Here is a 21,246-nt window from a genome sequence, read left to right on the forward strand (position 1 = left end):
GACCCGCCCCGATGAAGATCACCCTCGAACCCGACCGCTGCGTCGGCGCCGGCCACTGCGTACTGTCCGCCCCCGAGGTCTTCGACCAGGACGAAGCCGACGGCGTCGTCCTGCTGCTGGACCCCGATCCGGCCGAGGCCCTCGTCGGCGCCGTCCACGAGGCCGCGGACCTGTGCCCCGCCCAGGCGATCCTGGTCGCCGAGGCCGGGGCCGAGGCCGGGGCCGACACCGGGCCGGTGGCATGAGCGCCGCCCTGCTGGCCGCCCTGCGCGCCGCGGTGGGCCGTGGCGGCCTGCTCACCGATCCCGACGCCACGGCCGGCTACGCCCACGACATGATGCCGCTCGTCCCGTACGGCCGGCCGCTCGCCGTCGTCCTGCCCGAGGCGACCGACCAGGTCCAGGCCTGCGTACGCGCCTGCGCGGCGGCGGGCGTCCCGATCGTGCCGCGGGGAGCCGGCACCGGACTGACCGGCGCCGCCAACGCCCTCGAAGGCTGCGTCGTCATGGTCACCACCCGGATGAACCGGATCCTCGAACTCGACGCGGACAACCGCCTCGCGGTCGTCGAGCCCGGAGTGGTCAACCAGGACCTGAAGACGGCCGCCGCCGCCCGCGGCCTGTACTACCCGCCCGACCCGTCCAGCCTCGACACGTGCACCCTCGGCGGCAACCTGGCGACCAACGCAGGCGGCCTGTGCTGCGGCAAGTACGGGGTCACCGGCGACTACGTCCTGGGCCTGGAGGCGGTCCTCGCCGACGGCTCCCTGCTGCGCACCGGCCGCCGCACCGTCAAGGGGGTGGCCGGCTACGACCTCACGCGCCTCCTCGTCGGCAGCGAGGGCACCCTCGGCGTCATCACCCGGGCCACCCTGGCCCTGCGGCCGCTGCCGGCGGCGCCCGGCACCGTCATCGCGGCGTTCGACTCCGTGACCAAGGCCGGCGACAGCGTCAACCGGATCGTACGGGCCGGCCTCGTGCCCTCCCTCATGGAGATCATGGACGCGACCTCGCTCCGCGCGTCCTCCGCCTACCTCGGCACCGACCTCGCCGGCCACGGGGACCGGGCCCTGCTGCTGTGCCAGTCCGATGCGGGCGGACCGGCCGCCGAGGCCGAACTCGACCGGATGGAACGGCTCTTCCGGCAGGCCGGCGCGGCGTACACGCACGCCACCCAGGACCCGGCCGAGGGCGCGCTGCTGCTCCGCGCCCGCAGGGTCAGCCTCACCGCCCTGGAGGCCAGGGGCGCCTGCATGACCGAGGACGTGGCGGTGCCCCGTACCCGGATCGCCGAACTCATCGACGGCTGCGCCAGGATCGGGGAGGACGCCGGGCTGACGGTCGCGGTGGTGGGCCACGCGGGCGACGGCAACATGCACCCCACCGTCCTCTACGACCGCGCGGGCACCGACGAGTACGCCCGCGCCCGCGTGGCGTTCGACGAGATCCTGGCCCTGGCCCTGGCCCTCGGCGGAACCATCACCGGCGAGCACGGGGTCGGAAAGCTCAAACAGGACTGGCTCGAGCGGGAACTGGGCCCGGTCGGCCTGCGCGTCCACCGGGCCGTCAAGTCCGCGCTCGACCCGGCCGGCCTGTTCAACCCCGGCGGCATGCTCGTCCCGCACGCGGGCGCCCCGGACACACCGTGATCACCGAGAGCTGGCGGACCGTGGCCGGGCTCGCAGCCCCCTTGCGGACGCTGTTCTTCACCACGCTGATCTTCCGCACCGGCACCATGGCCTACCCCTTCCTCGCCCCGCACCTGCTGCTGAACGGAGGACTGGACGCGGCCGCCGCGGGGCTGACCGTCACCGGGTTCGGGGTCGGCGCACTCGCCGCCGACCTGGCCGCCGGCCGGCTGCTCGGGCGGATGCACCCGCACACCCTGATGCAGGCCGGCTTCCTGCTGGGCGCCGCCGTGCTCGCGGTGGTGCCGCTGCTGCACGGCCTGCCCGCGCTCGCCGCCGGAGTGCTGGTGTGGGGATTCGCGTACGAGATCGTCACCCCCGCGGCATACGCGGCGACCATCGCCGGGTCCGCGCCGGCGGAGCGCAAGGTCGCCTTCTCCTGCTACCGCCTCGCCATCAACGTCGGCATGGCCGCCGGACCCGTACTCGGAGCCCTGCTGTTCGCGATCGACCCGTACGCCGTGTTCTGGGCCAACGCCCTGTGCGTCCTGGCCGCCGCCGCCCACCTGCACGCCCGCCGCGACGGCATCCGGCGTCGTCCGGCATCGGCCGGGGGCCGGCAGGCCGTGCACCACCCTGTACGAGAGCGGCCGTCGCTGCCCGAACGCACCCGGTTCTGGGCCGTGTTCGGCCTCTCGCTGCCCGTCCAGCTGGCGTACGCACTGCCGTCGGTCTTCGCCGGCACGTACGTCATCGTCGGCCTCGGCCTGCCCGGCTACTGGGCCGGCATCGTCTTCACCGTCAACGCCCTCGGGATCGTCCTGTTCGAGGTCCCGCTCAACGTCCGGATGGCACGGGTCGGCGACCTGCCCACCCTGCTCACCGGGTACGCGCTGGCCGGCGCGGGGTTCCTGCTCATGGCCCTGGCCGACACCGGCCCGGAGCTGGTGCTCGCCACCCTCGTGTGGACGGCCGGGGAAATCGTCGTCTTCCCCGGACTGCTCGACTACGTGAGCCGTCTCTCCGGTCCCGGGGCCGACCGCAACATGAGCCTGTTCTCCGGCGGCGTCAACCTGGCCTTCATCACGGCCCCGCAGCTCGCCCTGCACCTCTCCGGTCCCGGTCACCCGGGAACGCCCTGGGCCGCGGCCGGAGCGGCGGTCTGCGCCGCCTGCCTGCTGCTGCTCGCCGCCCGCACCCACCCGTACACCTGGCACAAGGAGGAACTGTGCACCAGCGCGACCTGACCCCCTTCATCGGCGTCGAATACACCGGGCTCACCCACGCCGAACTGAGCCGCCCGGAGGTGTTCGAGGACCTCCGGGACTCCCTGCACCGGCGCGACCTGGTCGTCGTGCGCGGTATCGACCTCACCCCCGAGCAGCAGATCGAGCTGGCCGCCCGCCTGGGCCGTCCCGTCCCCTTCCTGCTGGCCGACTGGCGCCACCCCGATTTCGCCGAGATCCTCGTCTCGTCCAACGAGCGCAGGGCCGGCCGTCCGGTCGGGATCGAGCGGGTCGGCCACTTCTGGCACCAGGACTCCTCGTTCGACGCCGACCCCTCCGCCTACACCGTGCTGCACGGCGTCAACGTGCCGCAGGACTGCGGCCACACCGTGTTCGCGAGCGCCGCCGACGTGTACGACCGGCTGCCCCGGGAATGGCAGACGCTCCTCGAGGGCCGCGTCGCCGTGCACACCCTCACCAAGCAGCAGCGCATCGCCCCCGAGCACGTGGGCCTCTCGATCGCCGAGGTGCGCGCCCTGGTCGCCCGCCAGTACCCGGCCGTGGAACACCCCGTCGTGCGCCGCGATCCGCACACGGGCCGCCGCTTCCTGTATGCGGCCCGTGCCTACACGGACCGGGTCACCGGGCTCGACGCCAACCGGAACGAGGAGTTCTTCGACCTCGTCGACACCCTCCTGGCCGATCCCGACCACACGTACACCCACCAATGGACCCCGCACGACCTGCTGCTGTGGAAGACCGCGACGACCTACCACGTGGCCACCGACCTGCCGCCCGGCGTCTCCCGGACCGTCCACCGGGTCAGCGTCGCCGCTGCGTGACACGACCGGGCCACACCTGAGAAAGGGACTCGCGATGCCCGTGCCCTCCACCGTCCACCGCACCCCCGTCGGCGTGATCGTCGACGGATACTCGGTCGGCAAGTACCTGCCCGCCGCCTTCCGGCGGCTCGGGGCCGACGTCGTCCACCTCCAGAGCACACCCGCGTTCCTGGACTCCGTACCGCCGCCCGACCTGCGGCCGTACCGGGCGAATGTGGTCCAGGACGCGGCGGACCCCGGCCGCACCGCCAAGGAACTGGCCGCCTACGGGCCGTGCGGCGTGCTGCCCGGCCAGGAGACCGGCGTCCCGCCGGCCGACCGCATGGCCGAACTCCTCGGCCTGCCCGGCAACCCCTCCGCCACCTCCGCCCTGCGCCGCGACAAGTACCGCATGATCGAGGCCCTGCGCGCCGCCGGCATCCGCTGCGCCGACCAGCTCAAGTCGTCCGACCCGGATGAGGTGCTCGCCTGGGCCCGCACCACCGGCTATCCGGTCGTCGTCAAACCGCTCAGTTCCGCCTCCACCGACAAGGTCTCCGTCTGCCGTGGCCCGGACGAGGCCCGCGCCGCAGTCACCGAAGTCCTCGGCAGCCACGACATCTTCGGCCGGCACAACACCGAAGTCCTCGTACAGTCCTTCCTCGACGGCGCCGAATACATCGTGGACATCGTCAGGGGCCCGGACGGCGGACGGCGCGTCTGCGGCGTCTGGCGCTACGAGAAGACCCTCATCGGATCCCGGCCGGTCTACGACAAGGACGTCCTGCTCGACCCCGGCGCCCCGCCCGTCGCCCCCCTCGTCGCCTATCTGGACACCGTGCTCGACGCCCTGGACATCCGGTTCGGAGCAGCGCACGCGGAGATCATGATGACCACGGCCGGGCCTGCCCTGGTGGAGGTCGGCGCTCGCCTCGACGGCCTCATGGACCCGGGCCACCACGACTCCTGCCTCGACGGCAACCAGGCCGATCTGCTCGCGCTGGCCTGCGTGCGGCCCGAGGAGTACGCGCGGAGGTACCCCGGCGACACCATGTACCGCAAACACCGCGAGGGGATGGTCATGCACGTGCAGACCGCCCGCAGCGGCGTGGTCGAGGCAGTCGACGAAGCAGCCCTGGCGCGCATCACCGCACTGGACACCGTGCACCTGGCCGTACCCCGGCTGGCCCCCGGCGACCGGATGCGGCCCACCACCGATCTGCTGTCCAGCCCGCTGCGCGTCTTCCTGACCGGCGACACCCCCGAGGAACTCCTCGCCGACCACGCCCGGATCCGGCGACTGGCGGACGACGTGTTCCGCCTCGCCCCGCAGTGACGCCGACTCGGCCGTGACCCCGCCACCACCCGACCCTGCGACCCCGAGGAGCCCCATGGGTGTTCCGATCCGCGCCGACCTGGCCGCCATCCCCGACTACAACATCCCCGCAACGGCACCCGACGCCGTCCTGCTCAACTCCAACGAAGGGCCGTTGCCGCCCCCGCCCTCGGTGGTCGCGGCCATCGCCCGCGCCGCCGTCGAAGGCCACCGCTACCCCCAGTGGTTCTCCGACACCCTCGTGAGCCGGCTGGCAGCGGACCTCGCCGTGCCCGAGCCGTGGATCGGCGTCGGCTGCGGATCGGTCAGCCTCTGCCGCGACCTGATCCAGGCCGCTTGCGGCCCGGGGGACGAAGTCCTGTGCGCCTGGCGGTCCTTCGACGCCTACCCGGCCTTCGCCCGGGCCGCCGGGGTCCGTGTCCGTACCGTCCCCCTCGACGCGGAACACCGCCACGATCTCGGGGCGATGCTCGACGCGGTCACCCCGGCCACCCGGGTCGTCTTCGTGTGCAACCCCAACAACCCCACCGGGACGGTGGTCCGCAGCCGCGAACTGCACGACTTCCTGGAGCGGCTGCCCGACCGCGTCCTGGTCGTACTGGACGAGGCCTACCGGGAGTTCGTCACCGACCCCGACGTACCGGACGGCATCGCGCTCTCCCGCGCGCGGCGGAACGTGGCCGTGCTGCGCACCTTCTCCAAGGCGTACGGGCTGGCCGGAGTCCGTATCGGGTACTGCGTGGCGCCGCCGGCCGTGGTGTCCGCACTGCACAAGGTGGCCGTCCCCTTCGCGGTCAGCCGCCTCGCCCAGGCGGCCGCCCTCGCCGCACTCGACCACCCCGCGGAAGTACGGGCCCGCTGCGCAGCCGTGGTCCGGGAACGGGACCGGCTGCACACCCGCCTCCTGGAAGCCGGATACCCGGTACCCCCGTCCCAGGCCAACTTCCTCTGGCTCCCCGTGGGCGAACGGGCCACGGAATTCGCCGATTTCTGCGCCCGCCACGGCGTTCTGGTCCGGGCCTTCCCCGGGGACGGCATCCGCGTCACCGTCGGCCTACCGGAGGAGAACGACGCCTTCCTCTGCGCGGCTGCCCAGGCCTTCCCGCCGAACGGGCGGCGCCCGGCGGCATCCGTTGACATCATGGTCGCGCCGGGGAGGTCCTGACGGGGTGGGGTGGCGGCGCTGTGGTCGGTACGGGGGAGCACGAACGGGAGCTGCTGCAGGGTGAACTCGCCGAACAGGTGGCCCTGCTCGCGGACCGGGCCGGAGCGGACTCCGCCGCCTCGCTGATCCGCCGCACGGCCCGCCGAGCCCAGTCCCCGCGGGCCCGGATCTGCGTCATCGGCGGCAGCAACGTCGGCAAGTCCCGCCTCGTCAACGAGCTGATCGGCACGGTCTGCCTGCCGGTGTCCGTGCACCCGACGGACGGACCGCCGGTCGTCGTGCGCCCGTACATCGCCGAGTCCGCCGAGTCCGCCGAATCCGGGGCTCCCCGGACCTCTGAGGAGGCCGGACCCGAGCACCCCGGCCCGGCCGGCCTGCGTACCGTGCGCGTCGAGGTGCCCTCCGGGTCCTGGCCCGCCCGTGCCGGAGTGGAAATCGTCGACACCCCCGGCTGGGAGGGCTGGTCCGGAGTGCGGCAGCCCGACACCGCAGCCCTCGCCAGGATCGTCGGCGACTGCGACGTGGTGGTCGTCGTCACCGAGGCGCGCCGCGCGATGCTCGCCACCGAACAGGCCCGGATCAAGGCACTGGCCGCCGCTCCGCACAGCCCCCCGCTCGCCGTCGTCGTCACGAAGCTCGCCGAGGTCGAGGACGAGGCGGCCGACATCCTGCGGCGCGTCAACCACCTCGTCTCGGTCCTGGCCCCGGAGGCTCTGGTGCTGCCCGGACCGGTCCCCGGGAACGGCGCGCCGCAGGGGGCCGGGGAACCCGACGGCGTCGCCCCGCTCCGCGCGGCCCTGGGCCAGCTGGCCGGCATCCGGCTGCGCCGCGCGCTGCGCACCATCCGCAGGCTGCACCTCCTCGCGGCCACCTGCGGCCTGGTCGAAGAGGCCGCCGCGCGGGCGCTCACGGACGTGCACCGGACCGACCCCGTCAGAACGCGGGCCGCACAGATCTGGCACACGGCCCACGAGAGCGCACGCTTCCACTGGATCGTGCTCAGCGCCGACGCGGGGGAATGGCGCGCCTCCCTCGTCCAGACGATCGCCGCCGAGGCGCGCAGGCGCCGTGCCGCCGCAGCACGCGAACTCGCCGCGCGCTTCTCCCGGATGCTGGAGACGGCGGAGGAACAGCACTTCATCCGCCTCCACGCGATCCCGTACACCGCCGAGGCCCTGCAGCAGTTCGAATCGTGGATCACCCAGGCAGTCGACCGGGTGCTCGAAGAGGACACCCGCCGACTGCGCGGCATCCTGCTCCGCAACAGGCCTGGCGAGGAACTGTTCCAGGGACTGGCCGCCCCCGGTGCCGGGCGGGTCGTACCGGCCGCGGCCCTGCCCGGTGTCGCCGATGCGGCCGCCGCCGCGGAGTCGCAGAACGCCACCGGTTGGGACGCCTCGTGGCTGCCGGAGTTCGTCGGCACCGCCATCGAGAGCGTGCTGGCTCCCGTCTCGACGGAGGTCGTGGCGCAGATCGCGGGAGCGGCCGGTACGGCGCTGGTCACGGAAGCGCTCGAACACGGCCAGGCCGAGCGCCGTGAGCGCGCCATAGGCGACCTGGAACGGATCGTCGAGGCGGCCTTCACGGAGCAGGTGGCGCGGACCGAGGCACGCATCGGGCAGGTGTACGACCGCCTGCTGAGCCAGGCGCGGGACCGTGACGAGCAGTGGTGGCGGCTGCACACCACAGCCGTCGCCGCGCAGCCGGAGTCCCTCGACCACTGGCGTTCACTGCAGAGCACGGCGCGGTCGCTGAGCCGCTCCGTGCAGGCCCACCTCTCTCCCCTGGAAGGGACCTGATGGCGCACGAGAACCGGCAGTTACCGGCCGGCCAGGAATCACCGGCCGTGCAGTTCCGCGGCTGGAGCGACAACATCGGAACACTGCGCTCGTACTACCAGCGCCTGCAGCGCGTGGCCGGCGAGGCCGCGGCGGTCATCGCCCCGCCCGGCGGCGCGGGCGCGGCACTGGACCTCGGGATCAACGGGGCGGTCTTCGAGCGCGAGACCTTCCGCATCATGGTGCTCGGCGAGTTCAGCAGCGGCAAGAGCACCCTGATCAACGCCTTGCTGGGAAAGCGGCTGCTGCCCACCAAGGCCAATCCGGCCACCGCCTTCACCACCGTCCTGCGCTGGGGCGAGACCGAGCGGGCCTGGCTGTACCGGGACGCGGACCGGCAGGGCGTCGAGACGGCCGTCACGACGGAGGAGTTCAAGCGGGAGGTCTCCCTCCAGATCGACGCGTACGGCGCGCCCCGCACCCCCTCGTTCGCGCTGGCCGTCGTCGAACAGCCGCTGGAGCTGCTGCGCCGGTCCGTCGAGATCGTGGATTCGGCCGGGATCAACGAGAGTTCCGACCGCGAGCTGGTGACCCTGCGGTACCTGGAGGAGGTGGACGCCGTCGTGTTCGTCACCGACGCGGGACGGCCGTTCACCCTCCACGAGACCGAGAACTACCTCACCCGGGTCCGCAAGCTCGGGCACCGCGACATCTTCTTCGTCGTGAACCAGTTCGACCGGATCGAGGAGGAGGAACGGGCGGAGGTGATGAGCCGCTGCCGCAACGCGGTCGCCGAGCTCAGCGGGGGATCCGGTTCCACCGCCGCTGCCAACGTCTTCTTCATCAGCGCCCTCCAGGCCCTGCGGTCGCGGATCGACGGCGACGCGGAAGGCCTGAAGGCATCGGGGATCGGGCGGCTGGAGTCCGCCCTCGAGGTCTTCTGCATGCGCGACGCGGCCCGGGTGAAGTTCGTCCGTCTCGCCGAGTTCCTGCGCCACAACGCCGTCAACCTGCGAGTGCGGTTGCACGACGAGGGCGCGATCCTGATGAAGTCGACGGCGGAGCTGCGGGAGCTCCTCGACCGCAGCCAGTCCACCCAGGACCAACTGCGGGCCAGCGCCGACGCGATCCGCGACATCGTCGGCGGCAAGATCCTCGACATCGAGAACGAACTGCAGCTGAAGTTCAGCGCGTTCCTGATCGACATCAGCCGCGAGATCGCCGACTGGCACGTCACGAGCGGTCCCGGACGCCTGAGCCGAGCCGTCCGGTCCTTCACCAAGGGCGGCCGCGTCGCCGCCCAGCACGAGCTGATGGACGCGTACACCGTCCGGCTCCAGGAACGCATGCAGGTCTTCTGCGCCCAGGATCTGGACCAGCTCATCGAGCAGCGGCAGGCCGATCTGGTGCGCCAGCTCGAACCGCTGATCAGGGCGCACGCGACCCTCCTCGACAAGCTCCGCGCGGAACTCACCGGCAACACGCAGTCGATCCGCGACCAGAACGATCTGCTCTACACGCTCGCCATCGCGGCGGGGAAGGGCCACGGGCGCGACGGGCGCCGCCACCGCGACGACGTGCCGCTGCTGTTCCGCCCCAGCTCGCTCATGGCGATCGGCGCGGGCACCGGTGCGACGGTGGTCGGCGGAACGGCCGCCGCCGCAGCGGCCGGCCTGATCAGTCTGGCCCTTCCACCGGTCGGCGTGGCGGTGGCCATCGGTGCGGCCATCGGACCGCTGCTGGCCTCGGGGGCGGTCATCTTCGCCAACGGCAAGCTGCAGTCGCGCGCGGCCGAGGAGTTCTCCGACCACGTGAAGGACTCGGCAGGCCTGACCGCCCTCCAGTACGCGGACAGCCGCGCCGCCGACCTGCGCGCCGTCTGGGGCGGGATCAGCGAAACGCTCCACATCCAGCTCCAGGACCTCATCGGCATCGTCCAGCGCAACATCGACGAGTCCCGGCTGGACGAGCAGGCCAAGGCGGGCATGCGGGACCAGCTCTACGCGTACGAGCAGCGGATCACCGATGTGGAGCAGCACATCGCGGCCTTCCTGCAGCCGTTCGTCTCCGAGGCGGAGCCCGATCAGGCGTAGTGGCCGGGCGTCAGACGGCGGCGGGGAGTGCGGCGGCAGCCCGCCGGTCGAGGGAGTGGGTGTAGCGGCGCAGGAGGAGGACGGCGGTGGTGGCGAGGCCGATGAGGAGGCCGAGCCAGATGCCGAGGGTGTCGAGGCCGAGCGCGTAGGCGAGGAGCCAGGAGGCGGGCAGTCCGACGGCCCAGTAGCCGATGAGGGTGATCCGGAAGCCGCTCTTGGTGTCGTCGAGGCCGCGCAGGAGTCCGACGCCGATGTTCTGGGCGCAGTCGAAGAACTGGAGGAAGGCGGTGACGAGGAGGAGCTGGGTGGCGATGGTGAGGGCCTGGTCGGAGCCGGTGTCGAGGAAGGGGGCGAGGACCAGGCGGGGGACGGTGACGTAGAGGATGCCGACGACGGCCATGACGGCGGCGGCGCAGGCCAGTGCGGTGTCCTTGATGCGGCGGGCGTCGTCGTGGTGGCCGAGGGCGAGTTCGCGGCTGACGTTGATCGATGCGGCGTGGGAGAGGCCGACGGCGACCTGGAAGACGATGTAGACGAGCTGGTTGACGGCGGTGTGCGCGGCGAGGGCCTCGGGGCCGAAGGAGCCCGCCATGAGGGCGGTGAGGGAGAAGAACCCGGCCTCGGAGCCGTACGTCGCGGCGATCGGTACGCCGAGGCCGACCAGGTGCCCCACGACCTTGGGATCGGCCTTGGCGATGTTCAGGGAGAGCAGGGGCTCGAGTTCCTCGTCCTTCTTCGCCGAGAGGTAGAGGGCGAGGAAGGTCAGGAGGTAGACGGTGGAGGTGGCGATGCCGACGCCGGTCAGGCCGAGCTCGGGGAGGCCGAAGTTGCCGTGGATGAGGATCCAGTTGAGGCCGGCGTTGACGGCGACCGAGGCGATGGTGATCTGCAGGAGGGCCTGGGGGCGGCGCATCCCGACGGTGAACTGGCGGACGGCCTGGAACCAGAGGCAGGGCAGCAGGCCGGGGGCGAGTGCGTAGAGCAGGGTTCGGGCGAGGTCGACGACGGCCGCGTCCTGGCCGAGCCAGGACAGGGCCTGGCCTATGAGGACCATCAGGACGGCGCCGGTGACACCGGCGAGGGTGGCCACGGCGAGGCCGGCCCGGACGATCGCCCGTACTTCGCCCTGTGCGTCGTGCGCGTCGTGTGCCGGAAGCTCTCCCGCGCGGTCCGTGTCCGGGGCGGCGGCGCCCTCGGCCGTCTGCCGCTCGGCGCGGGCGGCCGCGGCGGCTATCCGGTTGCCGACGGACGTCACGAGGCCGACGCCCATGGTGCGCAGCTGGTTGAAGATGACGATCGCCAGGCCGCCTGCGGCGAGCTCGGTGGTACCGAGCAGGCCCATCATCACCGTGTCGGTGGTGGTCAGGGCCACCTGGGCGAGCTGGGTGAGGATCAGGGGGACGGCGAGGACGCCGAGGGCGCGGCTGTCGCGCAGGAGAGTGGTCGGCATGGGTTATCGGTTCCCGCGGAGTTTGGTGAGGAGTTCGTCGATCTCCCGCTCGGCCTCGGAGCTGAGCAGGTCGCGTTCGCGCATCCAGTCGTCGTTGAAGACCGTGTCCATGTACTTCTCGCCCCCGTCGTTGATCAGGGCGACCATAGTGCTGCCGGGAGGCAGGGCGGACAGCCGGTGCAGTGCCGCGTGGACCACGCCGCCGGCGGAGCCGCCGATGAGCAGGCCCGTACGGGCGACGGCGCGGCAGGTGGCGAAGGCTTCGATGTCGCCGACCTTGACGCCTTCGTCGAGGAGGTCGAAGTCGACGAGCGCGCCGAGTTCGGCGCCTTCGGGGGTACCCGTGCCGGACTGGTAGTAGTCGTGGGCGGGGCCGCCGAAGGCGATGGAGCCCTTCGGCTCGACGCCGACGACGCTGAACCCGGCGATGAGCCTGCCGAGCTCGCGCGCGGTGCCGAACAGGGCGCCGCCGGTGCCGACTGCGGCGATGAGCACGTCCAGGCTCCCGTCGAGGGCCTCGACGAGTTCATGGGCGACGGGGTGGTAACCGGCGCCGTTGGCGGGGTTGTTGTGCTGCTCGGTGAACACGGTGTTGTCCTGGCCCCGGGCCATCTCCTCGGCGAGTTCCTCGCGGGCGGCGGTGGCGAGTTCCTCGGTGCCGTCGTCGACGACGTGGACGAGCTCGGTGCCCAGCGCCTTCATGCCGCGCAGCTTGTCGGCGCAGGCGTGGTTGTCGACGACGGCGGTGAAGGTGTAGCCGCGCTCGGCGGCGACGACGGCGAGGCCGAGGCCGGTGTTCCCGGAGGTGGACTCGACGATCCGGCCGCCGGGCCGCAGTTCGCCCGCGGCTTCGGCCGCGTCGATCATGGCACGGGCCATACGGATCTTTGCGGTGCCGGTGGGGTTGTACATCTCCAGCTTGAGCAGGAGGCGGCTGCCGGTTTCGGTGACGGCGAGTTCCAGCAGGGGGGTGTAGCCGACGAGATCGGATACGCGGGCGACCACGGCGGGCCGCTGAAGGGCTCCGGGCATCGTTGACTCCAGGAAGTCGTGGTGACGGCGTGGGGTGCGGGCGGACTCAGGTGAAGTGGCGGTCCAGGCGCCAGCGCGGCCGCGGGTGGCCCGTACGGTCGATGACGACCTTGGGCGGGATGGCCAGGTCGTGGAACGGGGACTCGTTGGAGTCCATCTGGTAGCCGGCCGTGTTGGGGTAGACGAGGAGGTCGCCGGTCCGAGGTCTGCGCGGGAAACCGATCTTGCGCCAGGTGAGCATGTCGGACTCCAGGCAGGTCGCGGCTCCCACGCTCGCCGGGTACAGGCCCGCCCGGGCCTGCGGGTCGCGGGAGACGAGGTGCGGGTCCGGCAGGTATTCGCTGTTGAACCACTGCTCCGAGAGGCTCAGGCTGGTGCCGTCCACCGTGATCAGCCCGTAGCCGTCGCGGTCCTTGACGCCCTGGACCGTGAAGACGCTCGCTCCGGCCCGGTCCAGCAGGGCGCGACCGGGCTCGAGGAGCAGGGTGATGCCCGCTTCCTTGAGGACTTCGGCGAGCTCCTGGCCGCAGCCTTCGGGCCGGGCGGCGAGCAGCGCGGCCAGAGCCTGGGCGCCGGGCTTCGGGCAGTGGTAGGGGTAGAAGTCGGACGTGCGGAACGACTTGCCGGCGTGGAAGTGCCGCTTGTCGTGTCCTTCCAGGTACGCGTGCCAGCTGTCGGCATCGGTGTAGCTGACCGGGAGGCCGCCGCCGATGCTGATCCGGCCGGCCTCCAGGCCCTGGACACGGGCCCTTAGGCACAGGTCCGTCAGGTGGGCGGCGAGGTCGGCCCGGGGCTGGATCGCGTAGCCGGAGAGGTGGAAACTGAAGCCTTCCATCCGTACGGCGTCACCGGCCTCGACACAGAGGGCGAGCGCGGTGGCGAGTTCGGCCTCGTTCATGCCGAAGCGGCTGTGCGGCTGCACGGGCGGCAGGACGCGCAGCAGGATCCGTGCCGGGCGGGCCGGCCCGCGCAGCACGGAGGTGACGAGGGTGTCGAGTTCGTCGAGGGCGTCGATGGCGATGAGTGCGCCGTGCTGCACGGCCAGGCACAGCAGGGCGGAGTCCTTGGACGGGCCGGTCAGCACGAGGTGTTCGCCGCGGACGCCGTGGCCGAGCGCCTCCCGCAGCTCGGCGGCGGAGGCGACGTCCACGCCTGCTCCGGCGGCCGCCGCGCGTTCGGCGAACACGGCCGCCTTGTTGGCCTTCTTCGCGAAGTACACGAAGCCGTCCACTCCGGCTTCGGCCAGGGCCCGGCGCATCGCGGTCAGGTTCGCGTCGAAGGCGTCGGGAAGTATGAAGTGGAACGGGCCGCCGAAGGCGTAGGCCAGCTCCGGCAGCAGTCCGCTCGCCAGTACCGCGTCGGTCGCGGCGTCCGGGAGGACGGGCAGGGCGGGCCAGCCGGCGGCGATGGTCGTCACTGCCACAGCGGCACCTCGGTGCCCAGGCTCTGGGCGAGGGCGAGCTGGGCGAAGTGGTGGCCGAGGGCGATGTCGGTGACGACGAGGCCGCTGTTGTAGGCGAAGATTCGTTCCTCCGCGCTGTGCCGGCCGGCCGTGAGCCCGGCGATGACGGGCGGGAACTCGGTGTCGACGGCAGGCAGTTTGCCCTCGGCGTCGGCCATGTCGGTGCCGGTGACGTTCATCTGCGCCTCGCTGGTGGCGATGACGCGGTCGGCCCGGTGCAGGGTGGAGGGGGCCAGTCCGTGGCCGACGAGGATCGAGAGCGCGCCGGGCCTCAGCCACGCGGACTCGACGGCGGCGGGGGTGTGGGCGCCGGCGGTGGCGACGATGACGTCCGCCTCGGAGGCGGCGGCCCGCAGGTCGGTGACGATCTCCACCTCCCGGTCGGGGAAGTGGGCGCGCAGCTGCTCGCGGACGGCCGTGATGCCCTCGGAGTGGGTGCCGAAGACCATCAGGCGGTCGAGGCCGGGCAGTGTGGTGAGGAGGAACGGCAGGGCGAGGCGCCCTTGCGTGCCGGTGCCGATGACCAGGGCGGAGCGGGCGCCCGGGGCGGCGCATTCGCGGGCCAGCAGGGCGGAGACCGCCGGGGTGCGCAGCGAGCCGATGCGGGAGCAGTCCATCATCGCGACCGGAAGCCCGGTGGTGTCGTCGTAGAGCGTCAGGGCCGTGTAGTAGTGCTGTTCGTCGCGGCCCTTGTCCAGGCCGTGCTTGTAGCTGGTCTTGATGGCGACCACGTTGCGGGTGCCGTCCCGGCCGAGCATGGCGTAGGAGACCGAGTGGCCGTCCTTCGGCTTCACGGTCAGCTTCCGGGGGTTGTCGGACTCACCGGCGTGGAGGGTGCGGTAGGCGCCCTCCACGGTGTCCACGACGTCGGACAGGGATATGTCGATCCCGGCGAGGTCGGAGGTGGACAGGACGCGCAGGGTGCCGTCGTGGGGCGTCACGGTGTCCTGGGAGGTCATGGGGTTGTCCCTTCGGGAAGCGGGTTCTCCAGAGGTGGCGCCGGGCCGGGTCAGGCGGCCCAGGCTTCGAGGGCGGCCTGGCCGTAGCCGTGCTCGGCGGTCTCGGCCTCGGGGCGGGTGCGGCGGCCGGGCACGCGGACGGAGGCACGCTTGAGCCAGCGGTCGGTGCCGTCGTAGCGGGCGGTGAAGGGCACGCGGCCGTGCACGACCATGTCGTTGTCGACCACCAGGACGTCGCCTGGCTCCAGGCTCACCGCGACGCAGACGCGGGCGAGTTCGTCCTCGAGTCGCCCGTAGGCGGCGCGCCAGGACGGGTCGGCCTCCTCCAACGGGGTGTAGGCGGGGTCGAAGCGGAGGGTCAGTCCGTCCTCGCCGGCGAAGAGGGTCGCCACCGGCGCGGGCTTGCCGCCGAACTGCCGGGCGTCCTCGTAGGCGTCGTCGGGGAGGATCGGGACCACCGGCCTGGTCAGTTCGGACACGTCGTCGTCCGAGAGTTCCGTGAGGCGGATGCTGGCCGCGGTGGTGGCGATGTCGTCGTGGTTGCGCATGCAGCACAACAGCAGGAGGTGTGCACGGCCCGGGTGGAAGGCGTCCTCGGTGTGCGGGGTGAGGAGCACGCTGCTGGACGCGCCGGTCTGTACGGTCTCGTGGCCGGGGGAGGGGACGATGTTGTGGACGAAGCGGCCGTCCTGCTGGCCGTCCCAGGCGATGGGTGTGCCCATGAGCGTGGAGACCAGGAGCAGGACGACGTCCCACAGGGCCCCGGCCCGGCCGACGGCGGACCAGTGGCCGGGGGTGGGGCCGAGTTCGGTGTCGTCGACGTGCAGCCCGCGCAGCACGAACAGACCGTCGGCGGTGTCCACCGGGCGCAGCGCGTCGTGCAGCCCCCGGCTCAGGCGCCGACAGGCGGGGGAGAGGTCGGCGAGTAGGGCGGGGCTCGAGGCGGAGTGGTGGATGTCCAGCAGTTCGGCCGCGAGGACGGTGAGCTCGCTCACGTGGTCGGCGTCGAGCCGGCGTAACGGGGCGGAAGCGGCGGTGGGCACGAAGGCACCTTCCGTTGCGTGGGCAGGTGGCAGTGAGGGCGCCGCGCACGACATGGCGCGGCCCGGCCGGGGGCATGGGGTGGGGCGGGAAGCCCGGAGGCAGCGTGGGTCCGGCGCGGCTCGGGGCGGCCGGACAACCAGGAAGCTAACAACGACGGGCGAGTAAGGCAAGCCTTACCTTTTCTCCGTCCATAGGAGCATCGTCGCTCACCCTGTCGATCTTCGAGTGAAGTGTCGAACACTCAACTATCCAGGTCAGTGCGATATTTGACGGGTCGTTGAGTAAGGGCATCCCGTAGCCCAAGCTGCGCCGAAGGGCTTGCGGAAGGCTTGAAACTTAGGATAGGTAAACCTAAGCACCTTCTGCTCGACCGAAACGAGGAACGACGTGGGCGTCACCAGGCGACAGCTGCTGTGGGCCGGTGCGGGGATCGGGGCGGCCGGTGCGCTCGCGGCCTGCAGCAGCGGACCGGGCGGATCGAAGGACACCACGGATTCCGCGGCCGCTTCCCAACAGCCCCGCAGCGGCGGCACGTTGAGGGTCGGCGCACTGGGCAAGGCGGCCTCGGTCACCCGCGACCCGCACGGCACCCAGGGAAACGAGAGCGACTACCTGATCCTCAGCCTCGTCTACGACACCCTGGCGGCGCCCGGCGACAAGACCAACACCGCGCCGAGGCTCGCCGCGACCTGGAAGCCCTCCGAAGACCTCAAGACCTGGCGCTTCACCATCGCCGAAGGCGCGAAGTTCCACGACGGCACCCCCGTCACCGCCGACGACGTCGTCTGGTCGCTGAAGCGGTTGCGGGGCACCCCCGCCGGCGCCTCCCGCCTGCCGGGCATCAAGCCCGAGAACATCACCGCCGAGGACGCCAAGACCGTCGTCCTGGTGTCCGACTACGCCAACGCAGACCTGCCGCTCCTCACCCGGCTGACCACCTTCGTCCTGAAGAAGGACACCAAGGACGACCAGATCGCAGGCTCGCCGGGCACCGGCCCGTTCAAACTGGAGTGGTTCCGCGACGGCAACGCCCGCCTGGTGCGCAACGACGGCTGGTACGGCGGCAAGGTGCTGCTGGACGCCATCGAGGTGCGCATCTTCGAGAGCCCCCAGGCCATGGCCAACGCCCTGCTCGGCGGCCAGATCGACGTCGCCTCCAACGTCGGCGCCGTTGCGGCCCGCACCGCCGAGACCCGCAAGGAAATCCAGATCCTGCGCCGGCCCGACGACATGGCGATGCCCATCGTCATGCGCACCACCGACGGCCCGTTCGCCGACGCACGGGTACGCGAGGCCCTGCGCCTGGCGGTGGACCGCGAAGCCATGGTCAAGCAGGCCCTCTCCGGCTACGGCACGGTCGGGAACGACATCCTGGGCACCGGCGACCCGGTGTTCGCCAAGGACATCCCGCAGCGCAAGCGCGACCTCGCCAAGGCCAAGCAGCTGCTCGCCGAGGCCGGGTTCGACACCTCCAAGACCTACGACCTCGTCACCACCGAAGACATCGCGGGCCTCGCGGAATCCGCGACGCTGTTCGCCACCCAGGCCCGCGAGATCGATGTGAAGATCAACGTGGTGAAGCAGGACTCGAAGGTGTTCTGGGACGCCACCTGGCTCAAGGCGCCGCTGTACACCACGTACTGGGGAACCAACGACTCCGTGGTGTTCTTCGCCTCCAAGACCATGGTCTCCGAGTCCGGGCAGAACGAGGCCGGCTGGCGCGAGCCCACCTTCGACGAGGCGTACCGCAAGGCGATCGGCGCCGCCGACCCAGCCGAGCGCACCAAGGCCCTGCACCAGCTGCAGGAGATCGAGTTCGCCAAGTCCGGGTACCTGCTGTGGGGCATGGCCGACGGCATCGACCTCGCCGGGGCGGCCGTACGCGACCTGCCGAAGCTCCCCGGCTACGGCCGCGTCCAGCTCGAGAAGACCTGGCTGGCCCGTTGATCCCGGCATCCACCGCCGACGGCGCCACCGCGCCGGAGGACCGGTCCGGCCCGGCCCGCATCCTCCCCGGCGCGGGCCGGGCCGCCTGGCTCGTCGCCCGTCGTCTGGGCATGCTCGCGCTCCTGCTGGCCGCGGTCTTCGCCGCGATCGAGGTGCTGCCCGGCGACGCGGCCCAGGCCACCTCCGAGCGCGGCGAGAGCGCGGCCGACGTGGCCGTCCGCCGAGCGGCGCTCGGCCTCGACCGGCCGGTGACCGAACGGTTCCGGGACTGGATGAGCGGCCTGCCCACCGGCGATCTGGGCACCACCGCCCACGGGCAGCCCGTCACCACGGTGCTGTCCGGGCCGTTCCCGAACACACTGCTGCTGGGCTCGCTCGCCCTCGCCCTGAGCATCACCGGCGCTCTCGCCCTCGGCAGTTGGGCCACCCTGCGCCCCGGCGGCCGCGTCGACCGGGCCGTCGCCGCCGCCTCGACCGCGGCGTTCGCCCTGCCGGAGTTCGTCGTCTCCGTCGCCCTGCTGCTGGTGTTCTCCCAGTGGACGGGCTGGCTCCCGGCCGTGACCCTCACCGGCCCCGACGGCGCACCCGCCTCATGGGACATGCTGGTGCTGCCGCTGCTGGCGCTCGCCATTCCCCAGATCGGCTGGAACACCCGGATCGTGCGCGGAGCCTTCGCCGACCAGGCCGACCTCCCGCACGTCCAGGCCGCGATCCTCGACGGCCTGCCCCGCCACCGCATCCTCACCCATCACATGCTGCCCGGCGCGCTGCCCGCCATCGCGGTTTCCACCGCGACCTCCGCCGGCATGCTGGTGGGTGGCGCCGTCGTCGTGGAGACCCTGTTCAACTACCCCGGCATCGGAGCGGTCCTCGCCGGCGCCCTCACCGACCGGGACACCCCGCTGGTCGCCGGAGTCGTCGCCGTCACCGGCGCGGCCATCAGCACCCTCCTGCTCCTGGCCGACCTCATACGCGACCGCATCCTGGGAACGCACCGATGACCACCACCGAAGCCACCCTGACCGTGCGTCAACAGCCCGCCCGCGCCCGGGTGCTGACCCGTGCACTCCCCGCCCTGCTGCTCCTGCTCCTCGCACTGGCCAGCCCGCTGCTGGCACCCCGGGCCATCGACCGCCCCGTCACCGCCCCCTACGGCCCGGCGGACGACGCCGCCACCCTCGGCGGGGACCTGCTCGGCCGCGACGTCCTCAGCAGGCTGCTCTCCGGCGGCGCGCCCCTGATCGCCACGGCCCTGTCCATCGCCCTGGTCGTCACCGGCGCCGCCACCGCACTCGGCATCCTCGCCGCCCTGCGCCCGCGCCTGGGCCGCTGGGTGGAACGCGCCGCGGACCTCGCCATCCTCCTGCCGTCCGTCCTCGGCATCATGCTGATCGCCTTGGCCTGGCCCTCCGGCGGGCGCCTGGCCGTCGGCGCGGCCGCCGCCGTGCTCGGCATCCCCTACGCCGTGCGGGTCGTCTCGGCGGCCGCCGCACCGATCGCCGCCACTGGCTACATCGAAACGGCCTCCGCGGGAGGCGAACGCCTGTGGTACCTGATGGCCCGCGAGGTACTGCCCAACCTCCGCTCCACCCTGCTCGCCCTGTTCGGGCTGCGCTTCGTCGAAGGCGTGTACGTCGTCTCCGTCGCCGCGTTCCTCCAACTCGGGCCCCAGCCCCCCGAAGCGGACTGGGCCCTGATGATCCGTGAGAACGCCCCCGGCATCCTGCTCAACCCCTGGGCGGTGGCCGCTCCGTGCCTGGCCATCGGCGTGCTCGCCATCAGTGTCAACCTCGCCGCCGAAGCCCTCGCTCCCGCCCGGCCCACCCCGGAGACCCCCCTGTGAGCCACACCGCCCCGGCCGCCCGGGTCACCGCACTGTCCATCGCCCTCGCCGACGGCACCCCCTTGCTCGACAACGCCACGCTCACCCTCGAACGAGGCCGCGTCCACGCCGTCACCGGCCCCTCCGGCGCCGGAAAGACCACCCTGCTGCGTGCGGTGGCCGGCGCGATACCGCCCGGCGCGGCCGTCACCGAGGGAGCGGTCACCGTCCTCGGGCACGACGTGCTCACCCTGGCACCCGAGCGCCTGCGCCGACTGCGCCGCGAACACCTGGCCTACCTCGGCCAGGACCCAGGATCCGGCCTGAACCCCCGGATGAAGGTCGGCCGCCTCATCACCGAGACGGCTTCGGACAAGTCCCGTACCGCCCTGTCCGACCTCCTCGTACAGGTCCGGCTCCCCGCCGGCGAGCATGTGGAGCGCCGGCGCCCCTCGGCCCTGTCCGGCGGCCAGCAGCGCCGCGTCGCCCTCGCCCGCGCCCTCGCGCGCCGCCCCGAGATCCTGCTCCTCGACGAACCCACCGCCGGACTCGACGCCGCCCTGCGCGACGAGATCGCCGACCTCCTGCGCGACCTCGCGCACCGCCACGGACTGGCGATCGCCCTCTCCAGCCACGACCCCGACTTCGTCAACCGCTGCGCCGACGACACCGTCGTCCTCGGCGAGCCCACCACCACACATGCGGCCGCGCCGAAAGCACCCGCGCCGCGTACACCGCCACGGGCGGAAGCACTGCACGCCCGCGGCGGCGACGCCGTTCTGACGGTGCGTTCCCTCGATGCCCGGGTCGGAACCGGACGCACCCGCCGCCAGGTTCTCACCGGCCTCGACCTCGAGGTGCGCCCCGGTGCCCTGACCGCGATCGTCGGCCCCTCCGGCTGCGGGAAGACCACGCTGGTACGTACGCTCGCAGGACTCCACCCGGCCTCAGGCGGCACCCTCACCCTCCACGGCAGCCCGCTCACCGGCACCCACCGTCGGCGCACCCGCGACCAACGCCGCCGCATCCAGCTCGTCCCGCAGAACCCACTCGGCGCCCTCAACCCTGCCCGTACCGTCGGCGCCACGCTCATCCGGCCCCTCAAGCTGCACCTCGGGCTGCCCGCCGACCGGCGAGCGGACCGGGTCGCCGAACTCCTCATCGCCGTCGGCCTGCCGGGAGGCTTCGCCGCCCGCTACCCCCACGAGCTGTCCGGAGGACAGCGCCAGCGAGTCTCCATCGCGCGCGCCCTGGCCGCCGAGCCCGACATCCTGCTGTGCGACGAGGTCACTTCCGCACTCGATGCGGACACCGCCGCCGACGTCATGGCGCTGCTGCGCGACCTGCGGACAGCCCGGGGCCTGGCCGTCGTCCTCGTGAGTCACGACCTCCCCCTCGTGTCACGCCATACGGACGACATCCTCACCCTCGGCGGGCCGAGCCCCGTCATACGTGTCGAGCGCCAGCCGGTCTGATCGGCAAGA

General features: G+C 72.3%; 17 protein-coding genes. 12 read left to right on the forward strand and 5 right to left on the reverse strand.

The genetic code is table 11. The features are described from left to right. Positions 1 to 11 precede the first annotated feature (11 nt). Genes OG299_RS36825 through OG299_RS36860 form a run of 8 tightly spaced genes read left to right on the forward strand, consistent with a single transcriptional unit; the run spans position 12 to position 10,046 of the window. On the forward strand, positions 12 to 245 hold the full coding sequence (locus tag OG299_RS36825; protein WP_327363916.1) for a ferredoxin: 234 nt from the start codon (positions 12 to 14) through the stop codon (positions 243 to 245). Then, positions 242 to 1,648, forward strand: a complete 1,407-nt coding sequence (locus tag OG299_RS36830; protein ID WP_327363917.1) for an FAD-binding oxidoreductase — start codon at positions 242 to 244, stop codon at positions 1,646 to 1,648. The genes OG299_RS36825 and OG299_RS36830 overlap by 4 nt, the downstream gene beginning before the upstream one ends. Then, a complete protein-coding gene (locus tag OG299_RS36835) occupies positions 1,645 to 2,874 on the forward strand; it encodes an MFS transporter (protein WP_327363918.1) in 1,230 nt (409 codons plus the stop codon). The genes OG299_RS36830 and OG299_RS36835 overlap by 4 nt, the downstream gene beginning before the upstream one ends. Then, a complete protein-coding gene (locus tag OG299_RS36840; protein WP_266632829.1) occupies positions 2,856 to 3,695 on the forward strand; it encodes a TauD/TfdA dioxygenase family protein in 840 nt (279 codons plus the stop codon). Before OG299_RS36835 ends, OG299_RS36840 begins: the two co-directional genes overlap by 19 nt. Before the next feature lie 34 nt (positions 3,696 to 3,729). Continuing rightward, positions 3,730 to 5,010: an ATP-grasp domain-containing protein gene (locus tag OG299_RS36845; protein ID WP_327363919.1), complete on the forward strand. Its 1,281-nt coding sequence runs from the start codon at positions 3,730 to 3,732 to the stop codon at positions 5,008 to 5,010. Positions 5,011 to 5,065: 55 nt separating this feature from the next. Further along, positions 5,066 to 6,175, forward strand: coding sequence for a histidinol-phosphate transaminase (gene hisC / locus OG299_RS36850; protein WP_327363920.1), 1,110 nt, complete (start codon positions 5,066 to 5,068; stop codon positions 6,173 to 6,175). Between the two features lie 20 nt (positions 6,176 to 6,195). Further along, complete coding sequence (locus tag OG299_RS36855; RefSeq protein ID WP_327363921.1) at positions 6,196 to 7,974, forward strand: dynamin family protein; 1,779 nt, start codon at positions 6,196 to 6,198, stop codon at positions 7,972 to 7,974. Continuing rightward, complete coding sequence (locus OG299_RS36860; RefSeq protein WP_327363922.1) at positions 7,974 to 10,046, forward strand: dynamin family protein; 2,073 nt, start codon at positions 7,974 to 7,976, stop codon at positions 10,044 to 10,046. The genes OG299_RS36855 and OG299_RS36860 overlap by 1 nt, the downstream gene beginning before the upstream one ends. 10 nt (positions 10,047 to 10,056) lie before the next feature. On the opposite strand, the gene OG299_RS36865 is transcribed toward OG299_RS36860, so the two are convergent. From OG299_RS36865 to OG299_RS36885, 5 genes are read right to left on the reverse strand one after another with little or no spacing between them, the layout of a single operon-like run. Further along, on the reverse strand, positions 10,057 to 11,496 hold the full coding sequence (locus OG299_RS36865) for an MATE family efflux transporter (protein WP_327363923.1): 1,440 nt from the start codon (positions 11,494 to 11,496) through the stop codon (positions 10,057 to 10,059). A gap of 3 nt (positions 11,497 to 11,499) precedes the next feature. After that, the gene (locus tag OG299_RS36870; protein ID WP_327363924.1) at positions 11,500 to 12,528 is read right to left on the reverse strand and encodes a cysteine synthase family protein; all 1,029 of its coding nucleotides are present in this window, start codon (positions 12,526 to 12,528) and stop codon (positions 11,500 to 11,502) included. A 46-nt stretch (positions 12,529 to 12,574) separates the two neighbouring features. Next, a complete protein-coding gene (locus tag OG299_RS36875) occupies positions 12,575 to 13,951 on the reverse strand; it encodes an alanine racemase (protein WP_327363925.1) in 1,377 nt (458 codons plus the stop codon). Further along, positions 13,942 to 14,949: an ornithine cyclodeaminase family protein gene (locus OG299_RS36880; RefSeq protein ID WP_327363926.1), complete on the reverse strand. Its 1,008-nt coding sequence runs from the start codon at positions 14,947 to 14,949 to the stop codon at positions 13,942 to 13,944. Before OG299_RS36880 ends, OG299_RS36875 begins: the two co-directional genes overlap by 10 nt. 50 nt (positions 14,950 to 14,999) lie before the next feature. Continuing rightward, on the reverse strand, positions 15,000 to 15,992 hold the full coding sequence (locus tag OG299_RS36885; RefSeq protein WP_327363927.1) for a TauD/TfdA family dioxygenase: 993 nt from the start codon (positions 15,990 to 15,992) through the stop codon (positions 15,000 to 15,002). A gap of 388 nt (positions 15,993 to 16,380) precedes the next feature. On the opposite strand from OG299_RS36885, the gene OG299_RS36890 reads away from it, so the two are divergent. Genes OG299_RS36890 through OG299_RS36905 form a run of 4 tightly spaced genes read left to right on the forward strand, consistent with a single transcriptional unit; the run spans position 16,381 to position 21,237 of the window. Further along, on the forward strand, positions 16,381 to 17,940 hold the full coding sequence (locus OG299_RS36890) for an ABC transporter substrate-binding protein (protein ID WP_327363928.1): 1,560 nt from the start codon (positions 16,381 to 16,383) through the stop codon (positions 17,938 to 17,940). Further along, complete coding sequence (locus OG299_RS36895; RefSeq protein WP_405706625.1) at positions 17,925 to 18,941, forward strand: ABC transporter permease; 1,017 nt, start codon at positions 17,925 to 17,927, stop codon at positions 18,939 to 18,941. The genes OG299_RS36890 and OG299_RS36895 overlap by 16 nt, the downstream gene beginning before the upstream one ends. Continuing rightward, entirely contained in the window at positions 18,938 to 19,783 is an 846-nt protein-coding gene (locus tag OG299_RS36900; protein WP_327363929.1) for an ABC transporter permease subunit, read from the forward strand. The genes OG299_RS36895 and OG299_RS36900 overlap by 4 nt, the downstream gene beginning before the upstream one ends. After that, positions 19,780 to 21,237: an ABC transporter ATP-binding protein gene (locus OG299_RS36905; protein ID WP_327363930.1), complete on the forward strand. Its 1,458-nt coding sequence runs from the start codon at positions 19,780 to 19,782 to the stop codon at positions 21,235 to 21,237. The genes OG299_RS36900 and OG299_RS36905 overlap by 4 nt, the downstream gene beginning before the upstream one ends. Positions 21,238 to 21,246 lie beyond the last annotated feature (9 nt).

The sequence above is a fragment of the Streptomyces sp. NBC_01296 genome, assembly GCF_035984415.1.
In the GTDB taxonomy this organism is placed as follows: Bacteria; Actinomycetota; Actinomycetes; order Streptomycetales; family Streptomycetaceae; genus Streptomyces.

Excerpts from the sequence above, each read along its gene's own strand:
- OG299_RS36865 (WP_327363923.1), bottom strand. The coding sequence starts at position 11,496 with ATGCCGACCACTCTCCTGCGCGACAGCCGCGCCCTCGGCGTCCTCGCC.
- OG299_RS36870 (WP_327363924.1), bottom strand. The coding sequence starts at position 12,528 with ATGCCCGGAGCCCTTCAGCGGCCCGCCGTGGTCGCCCGCGTATCCGAT.
- OG299_RS36860 (WP_327363922.1), top strand. The coding sequence starts at position 7,974 with ATGGCGCACGAGAACCGGCAGTTACCGGCCGGCCAGGAATCACCGGCC.
- OG299_RS36845 (WP_327363919.1), top strand. The coding sequence starts at position 3,730 with ATGCCCGTGCCCTCCACCGTCCACCGCACCCCCGTCGGCGTGATCGTC.
- OG299_RS36825 (WP_327363916.1), top strand. The coding sequence starts at position 12 with ATGAAGATCACCCTCGAACCCGACCGCTGCGTCGGCGCCGGCCACTGC.
- OG299_RS36880 (WP_327363926.1), bottom strand. The coding sequence starts at position 14,949 with ATGACCTCCCAGGACACCGTGACGCCCCACGACGGCACCCTGCGCGTC.
- hisC (WP_327363920.1), top strand. The coding sequence starts at position 5,066 with ATGGGTGTTCCGATCCGCGCCGACCTGGCCGCCATCCCCGACTACAAC.
- OG299_RS36830 (WP_327363917.1), top strand. The coding sequence starts at position 242 with ATGAGCGCCGCCCTGCTGGCCGCCCTGCGCGCCGCGGTGGGCCGTGGC.
- OG299_RS36900 (WP_327363929.1), top strand. The coding sequence starts at position 18,938 with ATGACCACCACCGAAGCCACCCTGACCGTGCGTCAACAGCCCGCCCGC.